General features: G+C 40.2%; 15 protein-coding genes, 1 tRNA gene and 1 riboswitch. Of the genes, 6 read left to right on the top strand and 10 right to left on the bottom strand.

Features of this window, described 5'->3' with window-relative positions:
• Positions 1-3 precede the first annotated feature (3 nt).
• Both PREBIDRAFT_RS02020 and thiD read right to left on the bottom strand, forming a co-directional pair.
• Positions 4-624 (bottom strand): thiamine phosphate synthase, encoded by a 621-nt coding sequence (locus PREBIDRAFT_RS02020; RefSeq protein WP_004337023.1) that lies wholly within the window; start codon positions 622-624, stop codon positions 4-6.
• On the bottom strand, positions 621-1,436 hold the full coding sequence (gene thiD / locus PREBIDRAFT_RS02015; protein WP_004337022.1) for a bifunctional hydroxymethylpyrimidine kinase/phosphomethylpyrimidine kinase: 816 nt from the start codon (positions 1,434-1,436) through the stop codon (positions 621-623). The genes PREBIDRAFT_RS02020 and thiD overlap by 4 nt, the downstream gene beginning before the upstream one ends.
• Positions 1,437-1,504: 68 nt before the next feature.
• A riboswitch (TPP riboswitch) is annotated at positions 1,505-1,604 on the bottom strand.
• A 141-nt stretch (positions 1,605-1,745) separates the two neighbouring features.
• Here thiD and PREBIDRAFT_RS02010 point away from each other — a divergent pair.
• Positions 1,746-1,997, top strand: coding sequence for a hypothetical protein (locus PREBIDRAFT_RS02010; protein ID WP_004337021.1), 252 nt, complete (start codon positions 1,746-1,748; stop codon positions 1,995-1,997).
• A 178-nt stretch (positions 1,998-2,175) separates the two neighbouring features.
• Positions 2,176-2,248, top strand: a tRNA-Met gene (locus PREBIDRAFT_RS02005).
• 264 nt (positions 2,249-2,512) lie between these two features.
• On the opposite strand, the gene tnpC is transcribed toward PREBIDRAFT_RS02005, so the two are convergent.
• Positions 2,513-3,937, bottom strand: a complete 1,425-nt coding sequence (tnpC, locus tag PREBIDRAFT_RS02000; protein WP_244864321.1) for an IS66 family transposase — start codon at positions 3,935-3,937, stop codon at positions 2,513-2,515.
• A gap of 213 nt (positions 3,938-4,150) precedes the next feature.
• Complete coding sequence (gene tnpB / locus PREBIDRAFT_RS10895) at positions 4,151-4,495, bottom strand: IS66 family insertion sequence element accessory protein TnpB (RefSeq protein ID WP_004339067.1); 345 nt, start codon at positions 4,493-4,495, stop codon at positions 4,151-4,153.
• Between the two features lie 58 nt (positions 4,496-4,553).
• On the opposite strand from tnpB, the gene PREBIDRAFT_RS01990 reads away from it, so the two are divergent.
• The 3 genes from PREBIDRAFT_RS01990 to PREBIDRAFT_RS11860 all read left to right on the top strand — a co-directional run bounded on the left by PREBIDRAFT_RS01990 (position 4,554) and on the right by PREBIDRAFT_RS11860 (position 6,280).
• Complete coding sequence (locus PREBIDRAFT_RS01990; RefSeq protein ID WP_004339065.1) at positions 4,554-4,940, top strand: ISAon1 family transposase N-terminal region protein; 387 nt, start codon at positions 4,554-4,556, stop codon at positions 4,938-4,940.
• The gene (locus tag PREBIDRAFT_RS01985; protein WP_004339063.1) at positions 4,906-5,898 is read left to right on the top strand and encodes an ISAon1 family transposase; all 993 of its coding nucleotides are present in this window, start codon (positions 4,906-4,908) and stop codon (positions 5,896-5,898) included. Before PREBIDRAFT_RS01990 ends, PREBIDRAFT_RS01985 begins: the two co-directional genes overlap by 35 nt.
• A gap of 289 nt (positions 5,899-6,187) precedes the next feature.
• Complete coding sequence (locus tag PREBIDRAFT_RS11860) at positions 6,188-6,280, top strand: IS3 family transposase (RefSeq protein WP_155122322.1); 93 nt, start codon at positions 6,188-6,190, stop codon at positions 6,278-6,280.
• 50 nt (positions 6,281-6,330) lie between these two features.
• On the opposite strand, the gene lpdA is transcribed toward PREBIDRAFT_RS11860, so the two are convergent.
• The 5 genes from lpdA to gcvT are packed head-to-tail and all read right to left on the bottom strand — an operon-like array spanning position 6,331 to position 12,005.
• Positions 6,331-7,701 (bottom strand): dihydrolipoyl dehydrogenase, encoded by a 1,371-nt coding sequence (gene lpdA / locus PREBIDRAFT_RS01980; RefSeq protein WP_004338648.1) that lies wholly within the window; start codon positions 7,699-7,701, stop codon positions 6,331-6,333.
• Entirely contained in the window at positions 7,688-9,169 is a 1,482-nt protein-coding gene (gcvPB, locus tag PREBIDRAFT_RS01975; RefSeq protein ID WP_004338649.1) for an aminomethyl-transferring glycine dehydrogenase subunit GcvPB, read from the bottom strand. The genes lpdA and gcvPB overlap by 14 nt, the downstream gene beginning before the upstream one ends.
• Entirely contained in the window at positions 9,162-10,481 is a 1,320-nt protein-coding gene (gene gcvPA, locus PREBIDRAFT_RS01970; RefSeq protein ID WP_004338650.1) for an aminomethyl-transferring glycine dehydrogenase subunit GcvPA, read from the bottom strand. The genes gcvPB and gcvPA overlap by 8 nt, the downstream gene beginning before the upstream one ends.
• Positions 10,482-10,486: 5 nt before the next feature.
• Positions 10,487-10,867, bottom strand: a complete 381-nt coding sequence (gene gcvH / locus PREBIDRAFT_RS01965) for a glycine cleavage system protein GcvH (RefSeq protein ID WP_004338651.1) — start codon at positions 10,865-10,867, stop codon at positions 10,487-10,489.
• Positions 10,868-10,910: 43 nt separating this feature from the next.
• On the bottom strand, positions 10,911-12,005 hold the full coding sequence (gene gcvT, locus PREBIDRAFT_RS01960) for a glycine cleavage system aminomethyltransferase GcvT (protein ID WP_004338652.1): 1,095 nt from the start codon (positions 12,003-12,005) through the stop codon (positions 10,911-10,913).
• A gap of 404 nt (positions 12,006-12,409) precedes the next feature.
• Between gcvT and lipA the strand changes: the two genes are divergently transcribed.
• Positions 12,410-14,230, top strand: coding sequence for a lipoyl synthase (gene lipA, locus PREBIDRAFT_RS10890; RefSeq protein WP_004338653.1), 1,821 nt, complete (start codon positions 12,410-12,412; stop codon positions 14,228-14,230).
• A gap of 357 nt (positions 14,231-14,587) precedes the next feature.
• On the opposite strand, the gene clpB is transcribed toward lipA, so the two are convergent.
• Positions 14,588-17,179 (bottom strand): ATP-dependent chaperone ClpB, encoded by a 2,592-nt coding sequence (gene clpB / locus PREBIDRAFT_RS01950; RefSeq protein WP_004338655.1) that lies wholly within the window; start codon positions 17,177-17,179, stop codon positions 14,588-14,590.
• Positions 17,180-17,342 lie beyond the last annotated feature (163 nt).

Raw genomic sequence — 17,342 nt, 5'->3', positions numbered from 1 at the left:
ATGTTATGTTAATTTCATTAATAATTTCATTTTTTCTATAGGGTTGTCGGCGTTTAGAACACCTCCGCTAATTGCAATACCATCAATGCCAATAGATAATAAGGCTTTCACATCATCATATAATATACCCCCAATAGCAAATATGGGTAATGTTATTCCCTCACTTTTCATTTTTTCAACAAGGCTTTTATATCCTTGAAATCCTAGTGTAGGAGCTAGTTTCTTCTTTGTTTCTGTATAGCGAAACGGTCCACACCCAATATAGTTTGCTCCTTGCTTGTGTAGTCTTTTAATATCGTCGAAGGTATTTGCTGTTCCACCTATTATCACCTTATCCGATTGTAGACAACGGCGAGCCTCATCTATAGGCATATCATTTTTTCCTAAATGTACTCCATCTGCACCTAATGGTTTGACAAGATGCACACGATCGTCTAATATAAAAGTGGCACTATATGTTTTACATAGCTCCCTAAGTTGGCTCCCTACAACTAGAAACTCCTCGTCGGAAGCTTCTTTCATGCGAAGTTGCACCCATTTACACCCTCCCATTAATGCTAATATTGCACCATCAAGATAGCTCAGTCTTTGGTTCTCGTGCGTTATATATTGTATGCTTGTCATTGTTTGATTATTTTTTTAGGATTATAAAAATGATTAACCGCTCCATGTCCTTGTCCTATTGTAATACCAGCTCCAGCCTTTAGGGCTTGGGTAAGATATTCCTTTGCTCGTTGTATAGCCTTTTCAATAGTAAGTCCTCTTGCCATAAACGCAGTAATAGCCGATGAAAGCGTGCATCCTGTACCGTGCGTATTATGGGTTTCTACTGTTGGTGAAGAAAAGGAAATAGGAGGGTGTTGTTTTCTGAAAAGATAATCCACCTTGTTGCTTTCTTCTCTGTGTCCTCCTTTTATTAAAACAGCATTGCAGTTAAGGTTTAGTAAACGTTGAGCAGCAAGTTCAAAATCGGTTAAGCTTATCGGCTTTGTATTCGCTAAAACTTCTATTTCGGGGATGTTAGGGGTAAGTAAAGTAGTTATAGGTACTAATCGTTTAAGGAATATCGCTATGGCATTCTCTTCTATAAGTTTACTTCCTGACGAGGATACCATAACGGGGTCAACAATGAGTGGAATATGCTTATATTGCTGTAGTATATCCGTGATTACCTCTATCGTTTCTCCATCAACAATCATTCCTACCTTAATAGCATCAGGGCGAATATCCTCCATAACAGCCCGAAGTTGTGCTGCTATTATGCTAGGCTTAACATGTTGTATAGCATAAACCCCCAGCGTATTTTGAGCCGTAATTGCCGTAACTACTGAAGAAGCATAACATCCTAGGGCTGACATCGTTTTAATATCAGCCTGAATACCTGCTCCTCCACTACAATCAGAGCCAGCAATTGTCAAAGTTGTACAATAGCGCATAGCCTTTACCTTATTCTAAGGCAACCTACAATGGGGGATATGAAAATGTTCTGTATATGATAAACCTAATTATTACTCGTTAGCACTTCCTACGGCAGCATTACCTGCATCAGGTTATACGGGTCTAATCTCAGCTCATTCAACGGAATGGCACCCCACGTTTGGTTACCCAAAGTTTATCTGTGTGCGAAGATACAATTTTAAAAAGAAACTTGCAAGAAAAATATAAATTTCCTCCTTGTATAAGCCAAAATATCGTTAATTTTGTAGCTTTAAAAGGGAGACCATCTCAATAACACATTTATATAAATGGAACAGATAACAAAAGATAGTATAGAACAAGCCTACTGCTTCTTTCATCAAAAATATTGCGTGTATGCCTATTCCGATAATTTACAGCAGAAGGATGATATAGAATATGCCATTAGCTTATTTATAGAAGGTATGAATCAAACGCTCTACAAAACTTTATCTGCTGGTAAGGACGACTTTTTACTTTGCCATGCTTCCTTTTCAGACGATATAAAGAAGGCTGTGGCGATGTTGGAAAATATGCTGTAAGAAGAGTTTGATAAACAAGACTAGACTAAAAACCTTAATAAAAGACAGAAGTGTGTATCTTATTGTTAAAAAATATACTTTTTGCAAGAGTTGTTTGGTTAAACGAAATATTCTTTATACCTTTGCACTCGCAATTAAGAAATGGCATAACAATTGCTACTTAATTTATGGTTAATATCGCGGAGTGGAGCAGTTGGTAGCTCGCCAGGCTCATAACCTGGAGGTCGCATGTTCGAGTCCTGCCTCCGCAACTATAAAGTGCTTAAAGTTGAAAAGCTTTAAGCACTTTTTTTGTTTCTTTATTTGTGGTATTGAAAATAAAGTTGAGACTAAACGGAATGAGGGGTCAGTAGAAATTTCGGCTCAGTAGAAATTTAGTGGGGGATATTTTCATAATTGTTTTATTTTTCTTTCCTTTGTATTATGGAAGAGAAATATCGTAAGCATCCAATATTAGCCGACTTTCACACCAACAAATAACCCTTATACGTCTGGCAGCATATAAGGGTTATTTGTTATTTGAAGTTTGAAGGTAGCATTTTCGTGAGTTCCTCCTCCGTCATATCGGGCAGGGGCTTTGAAAGGATTTCCTTCATCCATTTGTATGGCTCTATGTCTGCTTCCCTGCAACATGCCATGAAGGTATAGAAGATGGCGTTGTTCTCCGCTCCCTCATTGTTACCACAGAACAGGTAGTTCTTTCTTCCAAGCGTGATGGGCCTAATGGCCTGTTCCATAAGGTTGTTGTCTATGTTGAAGCGTCCGTCCTGCACATACCTACCTATGCGTATCCATACGGCGAAGGCATAACGCAGCGCCTTCTCCATAGCTTCGCCTGGGGTGTACTGTTTGTGTACATCCAACATATAGGTCTCCAAATACTTAAGAATGGGGTAAGCTTTAGCCTTTCGTTCTGTCTCCACTTCCTCGGGTGGTGCTTTCTTGTGTTTGAGGTTTTCCTCCAACTCATAAAGCGTGGCTATCGTTTCGATGATATGGGCGGCGTTCTTATCGTCAGTCGCCAGATGTTCGAACTTACGTCTCACATGTGCCATACATCCTAACAGCACGATGCCCTGAACGTTCTCAAACCTGCTGTAGACCTCATACCCATCAGACTGTATGGCACCCTGGTAGCCCTTGAAGAGTTCATTTGCCACAGCGCCCGACCGCGCCCCGTCCTTCCAATGGAAGAACACACCCTGGGAGTGCATGGCGTCACGCACGCCCCACAGGTATCCCTTGCGCGTCTTTCCCTTGCGGTCGGCAACCTGCACGCTGGTCTCGTCAACCTGAAGGTAAGAACTTTGCAGGATCTGTCTTACTTGAAGTTTGTAAAGTGGATAAAGTGCATCGGCGGCATTGTGAACCCAGCTGTTGACGGTTGAGGTGGGGATGTTCACGCCCAGTTCCTTCCATCTTTCACATTGCCTATACTCGGGCTGGTGATAGGCGAACTTGGCGGTGATGATTTCGGCGAGCAGGGAAGCGTCGGCAAAACAATCCACTGCTTGCTTTTTCAAGGGGGCGTTCAGGATGTCGACCTTCGCATCCGTTGGCCGGGCTTCCTTTAGGCGGCAGATGACACGATCTTCTACCCTGACATAAAAGGATGAGGGACGCAGACACAGATGCTCACTTCTGTCATGTCCGATGATAGCCATGCGCTCAGCATCATAATCCTCTGGGTATATCTCCGTCACCTGTCGCTCTATGTTCTCGGGAACATAGGAGGCGTAGGCCGTACCCTTTCTGGAAGGGCGGCTCACACGGCGTGATGACCTGCGTTGTCCGGACTGCTGTTTTATCTCCTTGATGATGGGAAGGGCTTCTACCCGAGCCAGAGAACCCTCTTTGGCCCACTGCTCGTCAAAAAGCGTACCCGTCCAGTCGCTTGCACTCTCAGGCAGGCGTTTCTCGCTGCGCCTGCCAAATACCATGCGCTCAAGTTCAAGAATACGACGGGACTTTTGTTCCAGCTCAGCATCCTTAACCTTAAGCTCAGCATCCCTTTGCTCAAGAAGTTTAACAACAGCTTCCCGAGTGAGAGAATGGTAGTCAGATGTCATTGTGCAATAAGGCATATCCATTACATTATCAGTTCTTTATACAATGTAAAGGTGCGAAAAATATCTGACACTGGCAAGAAAATACTAAGATTTGTTGTATCTTTTTCTTCGGTAGCAATTAGGATTTATACCTTCAATATAGAGTACCAGTTCGTCCCAGCGAAGTTCATAAAATCCAGTTCTCGCCCGTATGATTTTAGGACTCAGGCAACCCTGTACCATCTGTTTATGATAGACGACAAAACCACAGCGTTCCCAGTGCAGCAATTTGATTCGGTTACGGGATCGATTGTAGAAAACGTAGACAACACCATCAGAAGGATTGAAGTCATTGCTACGTACCAATTGGGACAGGCGAAGAATACCCTGACGCATATCCACAGGAGTGCAACAAACCCGAAAAACATTTGTTTCGTTGAGTACAAACATAAGTTTTTCGGGCAAAGGTAGTAAAGCAAGAATGCTACACAAAGGCGGCTAATATTGGATGCTTACGAAATATCTTTATCAGTTAGCCGAGTTAGTTCTTCCCAGCGAAGTCCTTCGGTATTTTTCAATAGTTAGGATAGAAAAGGATTCTACCTTGTTTCGTATTTATTTAGATGAGAAGATGGAAACGGAACTTCTCGATGACCTCCACTTTGAATCAAAAGGTTTTATGGCAGTAGTTGATATAACGGACTTTCCTATTCGTGATCACAAAGTAATCCTTTCCTTTCGCCGTCGTCGCTGGGTTGATACTCGTACAGGTAAAAGCTTCTCCTTGCCCTTACCCATAGATCTTACTTCCTCTGGAACTCGTTATAGTAAAGAGTTCGGAGCTTTTTTAAAAGAAACGTATGGAGACATCCCCCGTGACCTGCCGTACGCTTGAGAAATTTTATCATATAAATGGACATACTTTTGAGAAGCAATACAAGGAAACTTTAAGTGGTTATAGGGATTGGGAGCAGTTGTCCTATGCTGATAAATGGGTATTGTTTTCCGAGAATATAGGTAAGTTTCTTGCCATTGACGAGGTAGCTCTCTCAAATGGTGAATTATATACCCTCGTTACTAATCGTGATAAACACGGTAAAGAAGGCTGTTTGGTAGCTATTGTAGCAGGTACAAAATCAGATGAAGTCTGTAAGATATTAGATAAAATAGATGAACAACAAAGAGAACAAGTAGAAGAAGTTACTTTAGATTTATCTGATACAATGCGTAAAATTGTACATCATTGTTTTCCTAAAGCTCAAAGAGTTATTGATAGATTTCATATCCAAAAGTTAGCCTGTGATGCAGTACAACAGATAAGAATAGATTATAGATGGGATGCAATACAGGAAGCCACTGATGATATGGAAAATGCTAAATTAGAGGGAAAAAAATACGAACCATTTATTTATGAAAATGGAGATACGCGTAAAGAGTTATTGGCAAGGAGTAGGTATTTACTATTTAAGTCTGCTGATAAATGGACTACAACACAAAAGCAGAGAGCTAAAATATTATTTAGAGAATACCCCAAACTCAAGATAGCGTATGGACTATGTCATTCGTTAAGGATGATTTTTGCTAAAAACACTATTAAAGATGCTGCAAGACTAAGCATGGCTAAGTGGTATAATAAGGTAGAAGAAGCTGGATTTCATTCCTTTAATGTGATTGCTGCAACATTCTATGAACATTATAATGATATACTCAATTTCTATAATAACAGAGCTTCAAATGCGGCAGCAGAATCGTTTAACTCAAAAATAAAATTATTCAGAGCCAATCTAAGAGGAGTTACGGATAAAAAATTCTTTATTTTTAGATTAAGTAAACTATATGGATATCCCCACTAAATTTCTACTGAGCCCGAATGGGTTATGTTCATAATCTTTGCTATTTAGAAAATAAGTTATAAATTTGCAAATGGGGTACGAAGACCGTAATCTAAATCAAAACCTCGGCGTGGTGGGGAAATGGAGTCGCCTAATAATATGGACAGTTTTCGTATTCAAACGCAAAGGGGTATGCAGACACCACTATCCAACCGTATGACGAAGCTTAACCACGAGTTGGGAAGAGCCTAGAATTAAGACGGCGGACGTAAGGACTGCATACCTCTGACCTTTTACCTCTGAAAGATTAATAAACCCGTATAATGAAGAAAGAATAAAGTTGCGACTAAACGGAATGAGCCCGGTAAAATACCGAGCTCACTATAGAGAATTAAATAATTAATGTTCAATAGAAAGTCCAACTTTTGAGGTTCACTACAAATATTATAAAGTTTAGAAGCTAGCAGAATTGCTGGTAGCAATAAGTCCAGCTTCATGTAAAATCTCAGAAAGCGTAGGATGAATATGGATTACATTATTAAAATCACTAATGCTTAGTTGAGGATCATTCATGACTGTAGTCATTTCTTGAACTAAATCGGCAGCATGAGCTCCTAGAACGTGGCAACCGATAACGTATGATTTACCATCTACTTCTTTTGTAATCAACTTAGCCAATCCATCAACAGCATTCATACTCACAGCCTTACCATTTGCGCGATAGAGCGACTTAAAGCATTTATAGTTAAGCCCTTGTTCCTTGCATTGATCTTCCGTTAAGCCAACACCTGCTATTTCTGGATTAGTGAAAACAGCAGAAGGCATAATTTGGAAATTGATATGATCAGAGTGTCCAAGAATTTGATTAAGTACATGATAACCTTGGAACTCAGCCGCATGTGCAAGCATTTGCTTTCCGTTAACATCACCTATCGCATAAATATTCTTCACATTTGTGCAGAAATGCTCATCTACAACGATGCCTTTACGATCAACTTCAATGCCAGCAGCTTCTAGTCCTAAACCTTCAATATTGGCAGCACGACCTGTTGCTATGAGGACAGTATCAGCGAGTATCGTTTCTTCTTTTCCTTTACGCTCGAAAGTAACATTACCGTTTTCAATACGCTTAACACCAGCTTGCAAATAAAACTTAACGCCTTTCTTTTCTAATTGCTTGCGTAGGCGTTTAGCTATATCACTATCAATAGGAGGTAAACATTCCTTCAAGAATTCAATAACAGTAACTTCTGAACCAAAAGTACTGAACGCAGCTGCAAACTCCATACCAATAACACCAGCACCGACGATGCAGAGCTTAGTAGGAACATGATCAATGTCGAGCAATTCTGTAGAAGTAACTACCGATGGATCATTAATACCTTCTATTGGTGGCATCTTTGCGTGTGAGCCTGTAGCAATGATTATATGTTTTGCTTGGTACTCTTCGTTATTACAAATAATGGTTTGAGTATCTTTAAAGCTAGCCTTGCCCTTTACAAAAGTAATGCCAGGAGCCTGCATAAGCATATCAATACCGCTTCGTAGTTGAGAAACTACCTCATTCTTGCGATTGTGGATTTTGCTAAAGTTGATGTCGAATTTTAAATTGTCTAACCCAAACTCTGCACATTCGCGCGAGCTATCTACAACTTCAGCAAAGTGGCAGTAAGTCTTTGTTGGGATACATCCACTGTTAAGACAAGTTCCGCCAACTTCTCGATCTTCGAAGATTGCAACTGTTAGTCCTTCCTTGGTGGCATGGTAGGCGGTATGATAACCGCCTGGACCAGCACCAATTATTATGAGATCAGTTTTTATCATTGACCAATTGTTTGTAAGTTAAGATAGGGTGAGTAGCTGCTAACACATCGTCTATGCGAGAGATAGGTGTATTATGTGGTGCGCTCTTTACTATTTCTGGATTTTCGCGAGCTTCCTTAGCAATAGTATGCATTACCTCAATGAACCCATCTATAGTATCCTTGCTTTCCGTTTCTGTAGGCTCAATCATCATAGCCTCATGGAAAAGGAGAGGGAAGTAGATCGTAGGAGCATGATAGCCATAGTCAAGTAAGCGTTTTGCTACGTCCATAGTGGTAACACCTGTACTCTTATCCTTTAAACCATCAAAAACAAACTCATGCTTGCAGAGGGTATCAATAGGCAATTCATAATCATCCTTTAGGCTCTCCTTAATATAGTTTGCATTAAGAGTTGCAAGAGGACCTACCATGCGGAAATTCTCCTTACCTAGTGATAGAACATAGGTTAGTGCACGGAGGTTGACAGAATAATTACCTAAGAATGCACTTACAGCTGTAGGAGTGTCCATTCCAGGAACTGCAATGTTATTAGTTGTAGTAAACTTACCATCAGCAGTCTTGATAACATGTGGCTGTGGAAGGAATTCTGTTAGAATTTTACCTACACCAACGGCACCTGAACCAGGACCACCTCCACCGTGAGGGGTAGAGAAAGTCTTGTGTAGGTTTAAGTGGATAACATCGAAGCCCATATCTCCGGGGCGGCAAGCACCCAACAATGGGTTCAAGTTAGCTCCGTCATAATACATCAAACCTCCACAATCGTGTACCAGCTTGGTTATTTCAAGAATTTCTTTCTCGAACAATCCAAGTGTGTTAGGATTAGTCATCATCATACCTGCAATGTCATCGCCTAGTAATGGTTTCAAATCCTCAACATCAACAAGCCCCTCAGGAGTACTTTTTACCTCAACGACCTCTAGTCCGCAAACAGCAGCAGATGCAGGATTTGTACCATGTGCAGAGTCAGGAACAATTACTTTAGTGCGTTTTGCATCACCACGTTTTTCGTGATAACTTCTAATGATCATTAATCCTGTTAGCTCACCATGAGCACCAGCAAATGGGTTTAACGTAAATTCTTCAAGACCAGTTATCTGTGCTAAATTCTTTTGCAATTCGTACTCTACCTCCAAAGCCCCTTGAACAGTATGCTCTGGTTGTAATGGGTGAAGATTAATGAAGGCAGGATGATTAGCAATTTCTTCATTGATGGGTGGATTATACTTCATAGTACAAGACCCCAATGGATAGAAGCCATTATGTACTCCAAAGTTATTTTCGCTCAAGTTAGTATAATGTCTAACCACAGTCATCTCATCACACTCTGGTAACTCAGCATCCTTAGCGCGCTTAGCATCAGCTGGTACTTCGTGATGTCCAAAAGAATTTTTAGGAAGGCTATAGCCTTGGCGTCCTTCGTGAGATAACTCAAAAATCAGATTTCCATATAATTTGTTATTCATGACATAAAGCAATTAAATGGTCAACTTCTTCTTTTGTACGCTTCTCTGTTACAGCCATCATGATTGTATCATCAGCAACTTTGATGCCACCAAGAATACCATTAGCTTCTAGTTTAGCTAACAGAGCATCTACATTACCATCGTAACGTACACAGAACTCGTTAAAGAAAGGTTTATCAAAAGCTTTCTTAAAGTGTTCCGATTTCAATAATTCCTCATAGAGATAGTGTGCACCATCATAAGACATTTGTGCTGCTTCCTTCAAACCTTGTTTACCCATTAAGCTCATGTAGATAGTTACCCATAATGCCATTAAGCTTTGGTTTGAGCAAATATTAGAAGTAGCCTTTTGCCGACGTATGTGCTGCTCGCGAGCTTGTAGTGTTAAGCAGAATGCACGACGTCCATCGTGGTCAAGAGTTTTACCAACAATGCGTCCGGGCATCTTTCTCATCATCTTGTCTGTACAGCAAAGATAGCCTATATATGCACCTCCAAAACACATTGGAACGCCTAGGCTCTGACCGTCTCCAACCGCAATATCTGCCTTCCATTCACCAGGGGTCTTTAGCAAAGCTAAGTCGGCTGCCACACTATTGATAATGAAGAGTGCCTTCTTATCATGGCAAGCATCAGCATAGCCTGTAAAGTCTTCTATGTTACCAAAGCGGTTTGGTTGCTGCACAATAACACCAGCGATTTCGCCTGTAGACAATTGTTGCTCCATGTCGGCCTTATCTGTAACGCCTTCTGTTGCTTTTATAATACCTATTTCAACACCGTGAAAGTGAGCGTATGTCTTTACAACATTCAAAACTTTCTTATCTACGGTTTCAGAAACAAGTACCTTGTTTGCTTTCTTACTGTTAGCATTAGCCATAAGCATAGCTTCTGCTGTTGCACTTGGACCGTCGTACATACAAGCATTTGAAATATCCATGCCAGTAAGTTCTGCCATCATACTTTGATATTCAAAGATATAATGCAACGTTCCTTGTGATATTTCAGCTTGATATGGGGTATAGCTAGTTAAAAACTCTGATCTCTCTACTAAAAAAGGTATAGATGACGGTGTATAGTGATCATAAGCACCTCCACCTGCAAAACAAACAAGCTGCTTGTTCTTGCTGCCTAAATTGTTAAAATATTGACGAATTTCTAATTCACTCTTTGCTTCAGGAATTTGATAGTAATCCTTCAATAATACCTCTTTAGGAACCTCAGCGTAAAGATCTTCAAGAGAAGTCATACCCGACTTGGCTAACATCTCTTGAATGTCTTTATCTGTATGTGGAAAAAATTTATATGTCATAAATATTATTTCTTACAAAATTCCTCGTAAGCCTTAGCGTCCATAAGGTTCTCTAGTTCTGCCTTGTTTGATAATTGAACCTTAATAATCCAATTTTCAAAGGCATCTTTGTTGATCAATTCAGGGCTATCTTCAAGTGCTTCGTTAGTTTCGACAATTGTACCGCTAACAGGGCTACTCAAGTCTGATGCTGCTTTTACGCTTTCAACTGCACCAAAATCTTCACCTGCTTCAATCTCTTCTTCTGTGTCAGGTAAATCAACATAAACGATGTTACCTAGTTCAGACTGAGCAAAATCAGTAATACCAATATAGCCAAAGTCGCCTTCAACCTTTACAAACTCGTGTGACTCTGCATAGTAGAGTCCTTCAATAACTTTACTCATAGTAAGAATATGTTTAGTGTTATGTAATTATATATTTAATTTCTTATTTCTTATAGTGCTTGTCGTAGAATTTCTTCTTTACAACAGTGCCAGGGAAAGTTTTCTTGCGGATCTGTACCTCAACAGTATCACCCATTTTAACAGCATCGTCAACCAAGGCTACAGCGCAACTCTTGTCAACGCTCAACAAGCGATAACCTGTTGTTATTTCGCCTACTTCAACACCATCTTTCAAAACTTTGTAACCATGACGAGGAATAGCATTGCCTTCTAGCTCAATACCGCGTAAGCGTTTAGCAACACCATTTGCCTTCTGATCGACAAGGGCTGTCTTGCCAATAAAGTCAGGCTTATCTTCACCTAGCTTGCAGAACATAGACAAACCTGCCATTACAGGGCTGATTTCATCGGTCAATTCATCACCGTATAGAGGTAAACCAACTTCAAAACGCAAAGTATCGCGGCAACCTAGACCGCATGGTTTGCACTTACCGCTAGCCAAAAGCTTATCCCATGCGGCAAGAATGTAAGCGTGAGGACCATAAATCTCAAAACCATCCTCTCCAGTATAGCCTGTTCTACTTAATACTAGTTCTGCACCATCTACATTTACAAACATTGCAGTGTAGAACTTTAGCTCTTTGCATGGTAAGCCAAGAACCTCATCTACTACAGCTTCAGCCTCTGGACCTTGTACTGCTAACTGACCATAACGGCTAGAAGCATGCTCTATTTTTATATCGAAACCTTCCTTATGAGCATCAATCCATGCCACATCTTTGTCGATATTACCAGCATTGTAAACGAGGAAGAACTTCTCTTCGCCCATCTTATATACAAGCAGATCGTCTACTGTACCACCATTTGGATGGCACATCATGCCATAATATACCTGACCAAGAGGTGCGTTGGTAACATCATTGGTGAAGATGTTATTTACAAAGCGCTCTGCGTCTGGACCTTCTACGTAAGATTCGCCCATGTGAGAAACATCGAACACACCGCAATGTTCACGGACAGCATTGTGCTCTTCTGTAATAGAAGAGTACTGAATAGGCATATCAAAACCAGCGAATGGCGACATCAAAGCTCCTAGAGCAATATGTTTGTCATAAAGACAAGTTCTCTTATTTTCCATTTTATTTAAGACTTTAGTAATAGTTCTGTTTGTGCTACTTTATAAAAAGAAGCAGTTGGTGTTTAAGTTATGCTGCAAATATAATAATTATTTGACGATGCTTCAATCTTTTTGGCAAAAATATTTGAGGAAAGCCGAATATTTTTTAGTTAAAAATTCCTTAAAGGTTAGATTTTATATAATAAGGTAATATGATAAAATGAAATATCATTTTGATAGTTTTTTTTGATAAGTTTCAGGTGAATATGTCTCTAAAATATTTTTGTAACGTGTATTATTTTATTATTTTTGCACTAGAACATTGGTTACTAATGATGACAACTTTCTAATAGTTGAATACTCAGCAGTATGCCTACCTAAAAAGATAAATCTATTTGAACGCTTAAATTTGTATCACCTAAATAATGAAATATTTGATCATTCCTGAAAGGTCTAAGGCAAAGCTCTTACCTTTCTATTTTGCTGTTGAAGAATATGTAGCACATACTTACACCGATGATGATTATTATATGGTGTGGAGTGTTGAGCCTACGGTTATGCTTGGGCGCAACCAGCTTATACATAACGAAGTAGATGTAGATTACTGTAAGGCAAATAATATCCATATCTTCCGCCGTAAGAGTGGAGGAGGCTGTATCTATGCCGATCGTGGTTGCCTTCAGTTTTCTTACATTTCTAACGATTCTAATGTAAATGAAGCCTTTTATACCCACATGAAAAACGTAGCACTTGTGTTGCAAAGTCTTAATGTTGATGCTCAACTTTCTGGGCGTAATGATATTCTTGTAGATGGGCAGAAAGTGGCTGGTTGTGCGTTCTATAAACTAAAGGGTAGGAGTGTGTTACACAATTCTTTGCTTTATAATACACAGTTAGAGCATCTAGCTAGTGCCTTAACACCAGCTAAAGAGAAATTGCAAAGTAAGGGGGTAGAGTCGGTTCGCCAGCGTGTCAAGAATGTAGGCGATTATCTTGATATGCCTATCTCCGATTTCATTGATTATGTACAGCATTTCACATGTGGTGATGAGGTAAGAGAGCTAACTTCTGAGGATATGAAGCAAATAGAGATAATAGAGGCAGAACTTGCCTCTGATGAATTTGTATATGGTCAAAATCCCAAATACACAGAGAAACGCACAAAGCGATTTAAAGACGTAGGTACGATAGATGCTGTTATCGAGCTAAAGAATGGAGTGATTAAGAAAATCAATCTTATGGGCGATTATTTCTTAATTGGTGATCTTGACCGTGATTTGCTAGATCTTCTAAAAAATGTTCCTTTTACGCGCGAGGCTGTAGAGGAGAAACTTGCGAATATTAACTTAGGAACAGTAATCCGTAATTTTACGCTGCCCCAGTTCTTACGCCTACTTTTTGGACGCACTCCCCATGTAATGAAGCCAGAATGGTTGAAGATAGATCTTACTTCCAAGAAAACTTCGGGCGAAACTGCGGGTATCCTCTCACGTCATCGTATGAATACGATTTGTACTAGTGGGCTTTGTCCTAACCGCACAGAGTGTTGGGCTGCTCGTACTGCTACATTGATGATAGGCGGAGAAATATGTACACGTAAGTGTAAATTTTGTAATACACTAAGTGGTAAGCCACATGCGCTCGATCCTAATGAACCTCAACACGTAGCCGAAACGATTAAAGAGCTTAATCTTCGTTATGCTGTCATCACATCAGTAGATAGAGACGATCTTCCTGATTATGGAGCTGATCATTGGGTAAAAACAGTGAAAGCTATCCAACAAACCTGCCCTAACACAAAGATAGAGTTGCTTATTCCCGACTTTATGGGTAGGAAAGAACTCCTGCAAAAGGTTCTTGCCACAAAACCTCATGTATGTGGACATAACATGGAGACCGTGCGTAGCCTTACACCAACCGTGAGAAGTGTGGCAAAGTATGATCAGAGTTTGAGTGTATTACAAGAGATAACCAATTGGGGGGTAGAGGCTAAGACAGGCTTTATGTTAGGACTAGGTGAAACTCACGAAGAAATCCTTGAAACGATGGACGATATTCTTGCTACTGGTTGTAAGCGTTTAACACTTGGGCAATACCTTCAACCAACATCAAAACATCTTCCTGTTATGGCTTATATTACGCCAGAACAGTTTAACGAATACAAAAAAATAGCCCTAGAGAAAGGCTTTAAGCATGTAGTGAGTGGTCCCTTAGTTCGCTCATCTTATCATGCAGCCGAAGGGTAGATGAGCTGCTAAGTAGTAAGTGATAATGTTTTAAAAAGTAAAGGATTATTGTTGGCTTATTAAAAGCTTATTTTTTAAGAACAAAAATAATTTATTTTTGTTTTGATTTTAATTTATTTTTCAAGCAAAAATAAATTAAAAATACTTTTCAAACATAACCTTTTGCAAGTTGAAAGGTCATGTATTACAGCAGAAAAGCTTATCTTTCTTTACGTGAAAGGTGAGCTTTTCTTTTTTAGTTGCTTTATGTATACAAAGAAAAAGGAGATGGGCTTATCACAAGTCCATCTCCTTTATCAATCTAATACTATATCAAAACAATACTTTTTACCTTAATACCATCTGTTTATTATGTTTTTAATTTCTAAATACAAGCTCTGTGCCAAAGTTGTCAATAATGATTGGTTTATCACGATTTACAGTGCCATTCAAGATTGATTTACTCAAATTATTCAAAACATAGCGTTGTATAGCACGCTTTACAGGTCGAGCACCAAATTCAGGATCGTAGCCCATCTCGGCTAGATAGTTTACAGCAGGATCTGTCCATTCTAAGGTTAAGCCTTGAGGCTGGAGCATTGCTTTTACACGTTCAAGCTGTAGTTTTACTACGCCTGCTATTTCCTTCTGTGTCAATGGTAAAAACATAATCGTTTCATCTATACGATTTAAAAACTCAGGACGAATGGTTTGCTTTAGCATATCCATTACAGTAACCTTTGTTTTATTGATAACTTCCTCACGATTGTCCTCCCTTAGTTCTTGGAATTGTTGCTGAATATACTGCGAACCAAGGTTAGAGGTCATAATGATAATCGTATTCTTGAAGTTGACGGTGCGACCTTTATTATCAGTCAGTCTACCATCGTCCAACACTTGTAATAAGATGTTGAATACATCAGGGTGAGCTTTTTCTATCTCATCGAAGAGTACAACAGAGTAAGGTTTGCGTCTTACAGCCTCCGTGAGCTGTCCACCCTCATCGTAACCCACATATCCTGGAGGTGCTCCGATGAGTCGTGATACGCTAAACTTCTCTTGATACTCGCTCATATCAATACGTGTCATCATTGTTTCGTCGTTAAACAGATAGTCGGCTAGTGCTTTTGCAAGTTCTGTTTTACCTGTACCTGTCGTGCCTAGGAAGATGAAAGAAGCGATAGGTTTCTTAGGATCTTGTAGTCCTGCACGCGATCTGCGTACGGCATCAGCCACCGCTGTAATGGCTTCCTCTTGCCCGATGACACGTTGGTGAAGTTCATCTTCTAAGTGGAGCAGTTTTTCACGCTCGCTCTGCATCATACGTGTTACAGGAATACCTGTCCAGCGGCTTACCACTTCGGCAATGTCGTCTGCTGTTACTTCCTCTCTTACCATCGCTTCAGCACCTTGAGCCGATTGCAGTTGTTCTTGTATTTTGCGAATATCGTCTTCCAAAGCCTTGAGTTTGGAGTATCTTATCTCTGCCACACGCTCGTAATTACCCTCACGCTCCGCACGTTCAGCCTCATATTTTAGCTGTTCTATGCTTTGTTTGTCTTGCTGAATTTTGTTTACAAGTTCACGTTCTCCTTCCCATTTAGCACGGAAGCTATGTTCTTGTTCTCTCAGTTCAGCAATATCTTTGTCAAGAACCGCTATCTTTTCGGTATCGTTTTCACGTTTGATAGCCTCACGCTCTATCTCTAATTGTTTTAGACGGCGTGTGATTTCGTCTAACTCTTCAGGTACAGAGTCGCGCTCCATACGAAGTTTTGCAGCAGCTTCGTCCATCAAGTCGATAGCTTTGTCGGGTAGGAACCTATCTGAAATATAACGTTCAGAAAGCGTTACGGCAGCTATACAAGCATCGTCTTGAATACGCACTTTGTGGTGGTTTTCGTAGCGTTCTTTTAAACCACGGAGGATAGAGATAGCATCAAGTTCGCTAGGTTCATCTACCATCACCGTTTGGAAACGGCGTTCCAATGCTTTGTCCTTCTCGAAATACTTCTGATATTCGTTCAATGTTGTAGCACCAATAGCGCGCAATTCACCACGAGCAAGAGCAGGTTTTAGGATGTTTGCAGCATCCATAGCTCCTTCACCGCCACCACCTGCACCCACAAGTGTGTGGATTTCGTCGATGAAAAGGATAATGTTGCCTTCCGCATTGGTAACCTCTTTAATCACACTCTTTAAGCGTTCCTCAAATTCTCCTTTGTATTTTGCACCAGCAACAAGCGCTCCCATATCCAAAGAATAAAGCTTTTTATCCTTTAAGTTTTCAGGGACATCGCCACGCACAATACGTTCAGCCAAGCCTTCTACAATAGCTGTCTTACCCGTACCTGGTTCACCAATAAGTATTGGGTTATTTTTGGTTCGACGCGAGAGAATCTGAAGCACACGTCTTATCTCTTCATCACGCCCAATCACAGGGTCGAGCTTACCGTTGCGCGCATCTTCTACCAAGTTGCGCGCATACTTTTCAAGTGCTTGATAGTTTTCATCACCACTCTGTGATTGCACTTTCTGACCTTGGCGCAGTTCGTTAATAGCTGCTTTCATTTCTTTTTCAGTACAACCTGCATCCTTCATAATGCGTGAAGCAGTACTTTTCACAGTGAGTAGTGCAAGGAGTAGGGGTTCGATACTTACAAACTCATCGCCCAACTGCTGTGAAATTTCAACAGTTTTTTGTAGCACCTGATTAGTTTCTGACGAGAAATACGGTTCGCCACCCTGCACTTTTGGTAAATGAGCAAGCTCGCTTTGCACTGCATTTTCTACGTTTTGAGTGTTGATGCCCAACTTTTGAAAAACATAGTTGGTTACTTCTTTGCCTTTGTCTAAAGCACCTGCCAAAAGGTGTATAGCTTCAATCGTTTGCTGACCTTTTTGCTGTGCAATCATAACGGCACTCTGAATGATTTCTTGTGCTTTAATAGTAAATTTGTCGAATGTCATATTTTAATCTCCTTTCTTTGTTATTTCGTGAATTATATCTTAGTTATCTTCACGGATATTTATTTGCTTTGTTTGTTCTGTTTATCATAAACTCAAATAATATGCCTACAGACGTAATGTGTCATAATGGCGCTACGATCGTCAAAATGGCAGGTTTTGTTGT

The organism is Prevotella bivia DSM 20514 (assembly GCF_000262545.1).
Classification (GTDB): Bacteria; Bacteroidota; Bacteroidia; order Bacteroidales; family Bacteroidaceae; genus Prevotella; species Prevotella bivia.
Note: the sequence above shows the minus strand (reverse complement) of the source record. Positions and strands in the feature narration are given on the sequence as shown.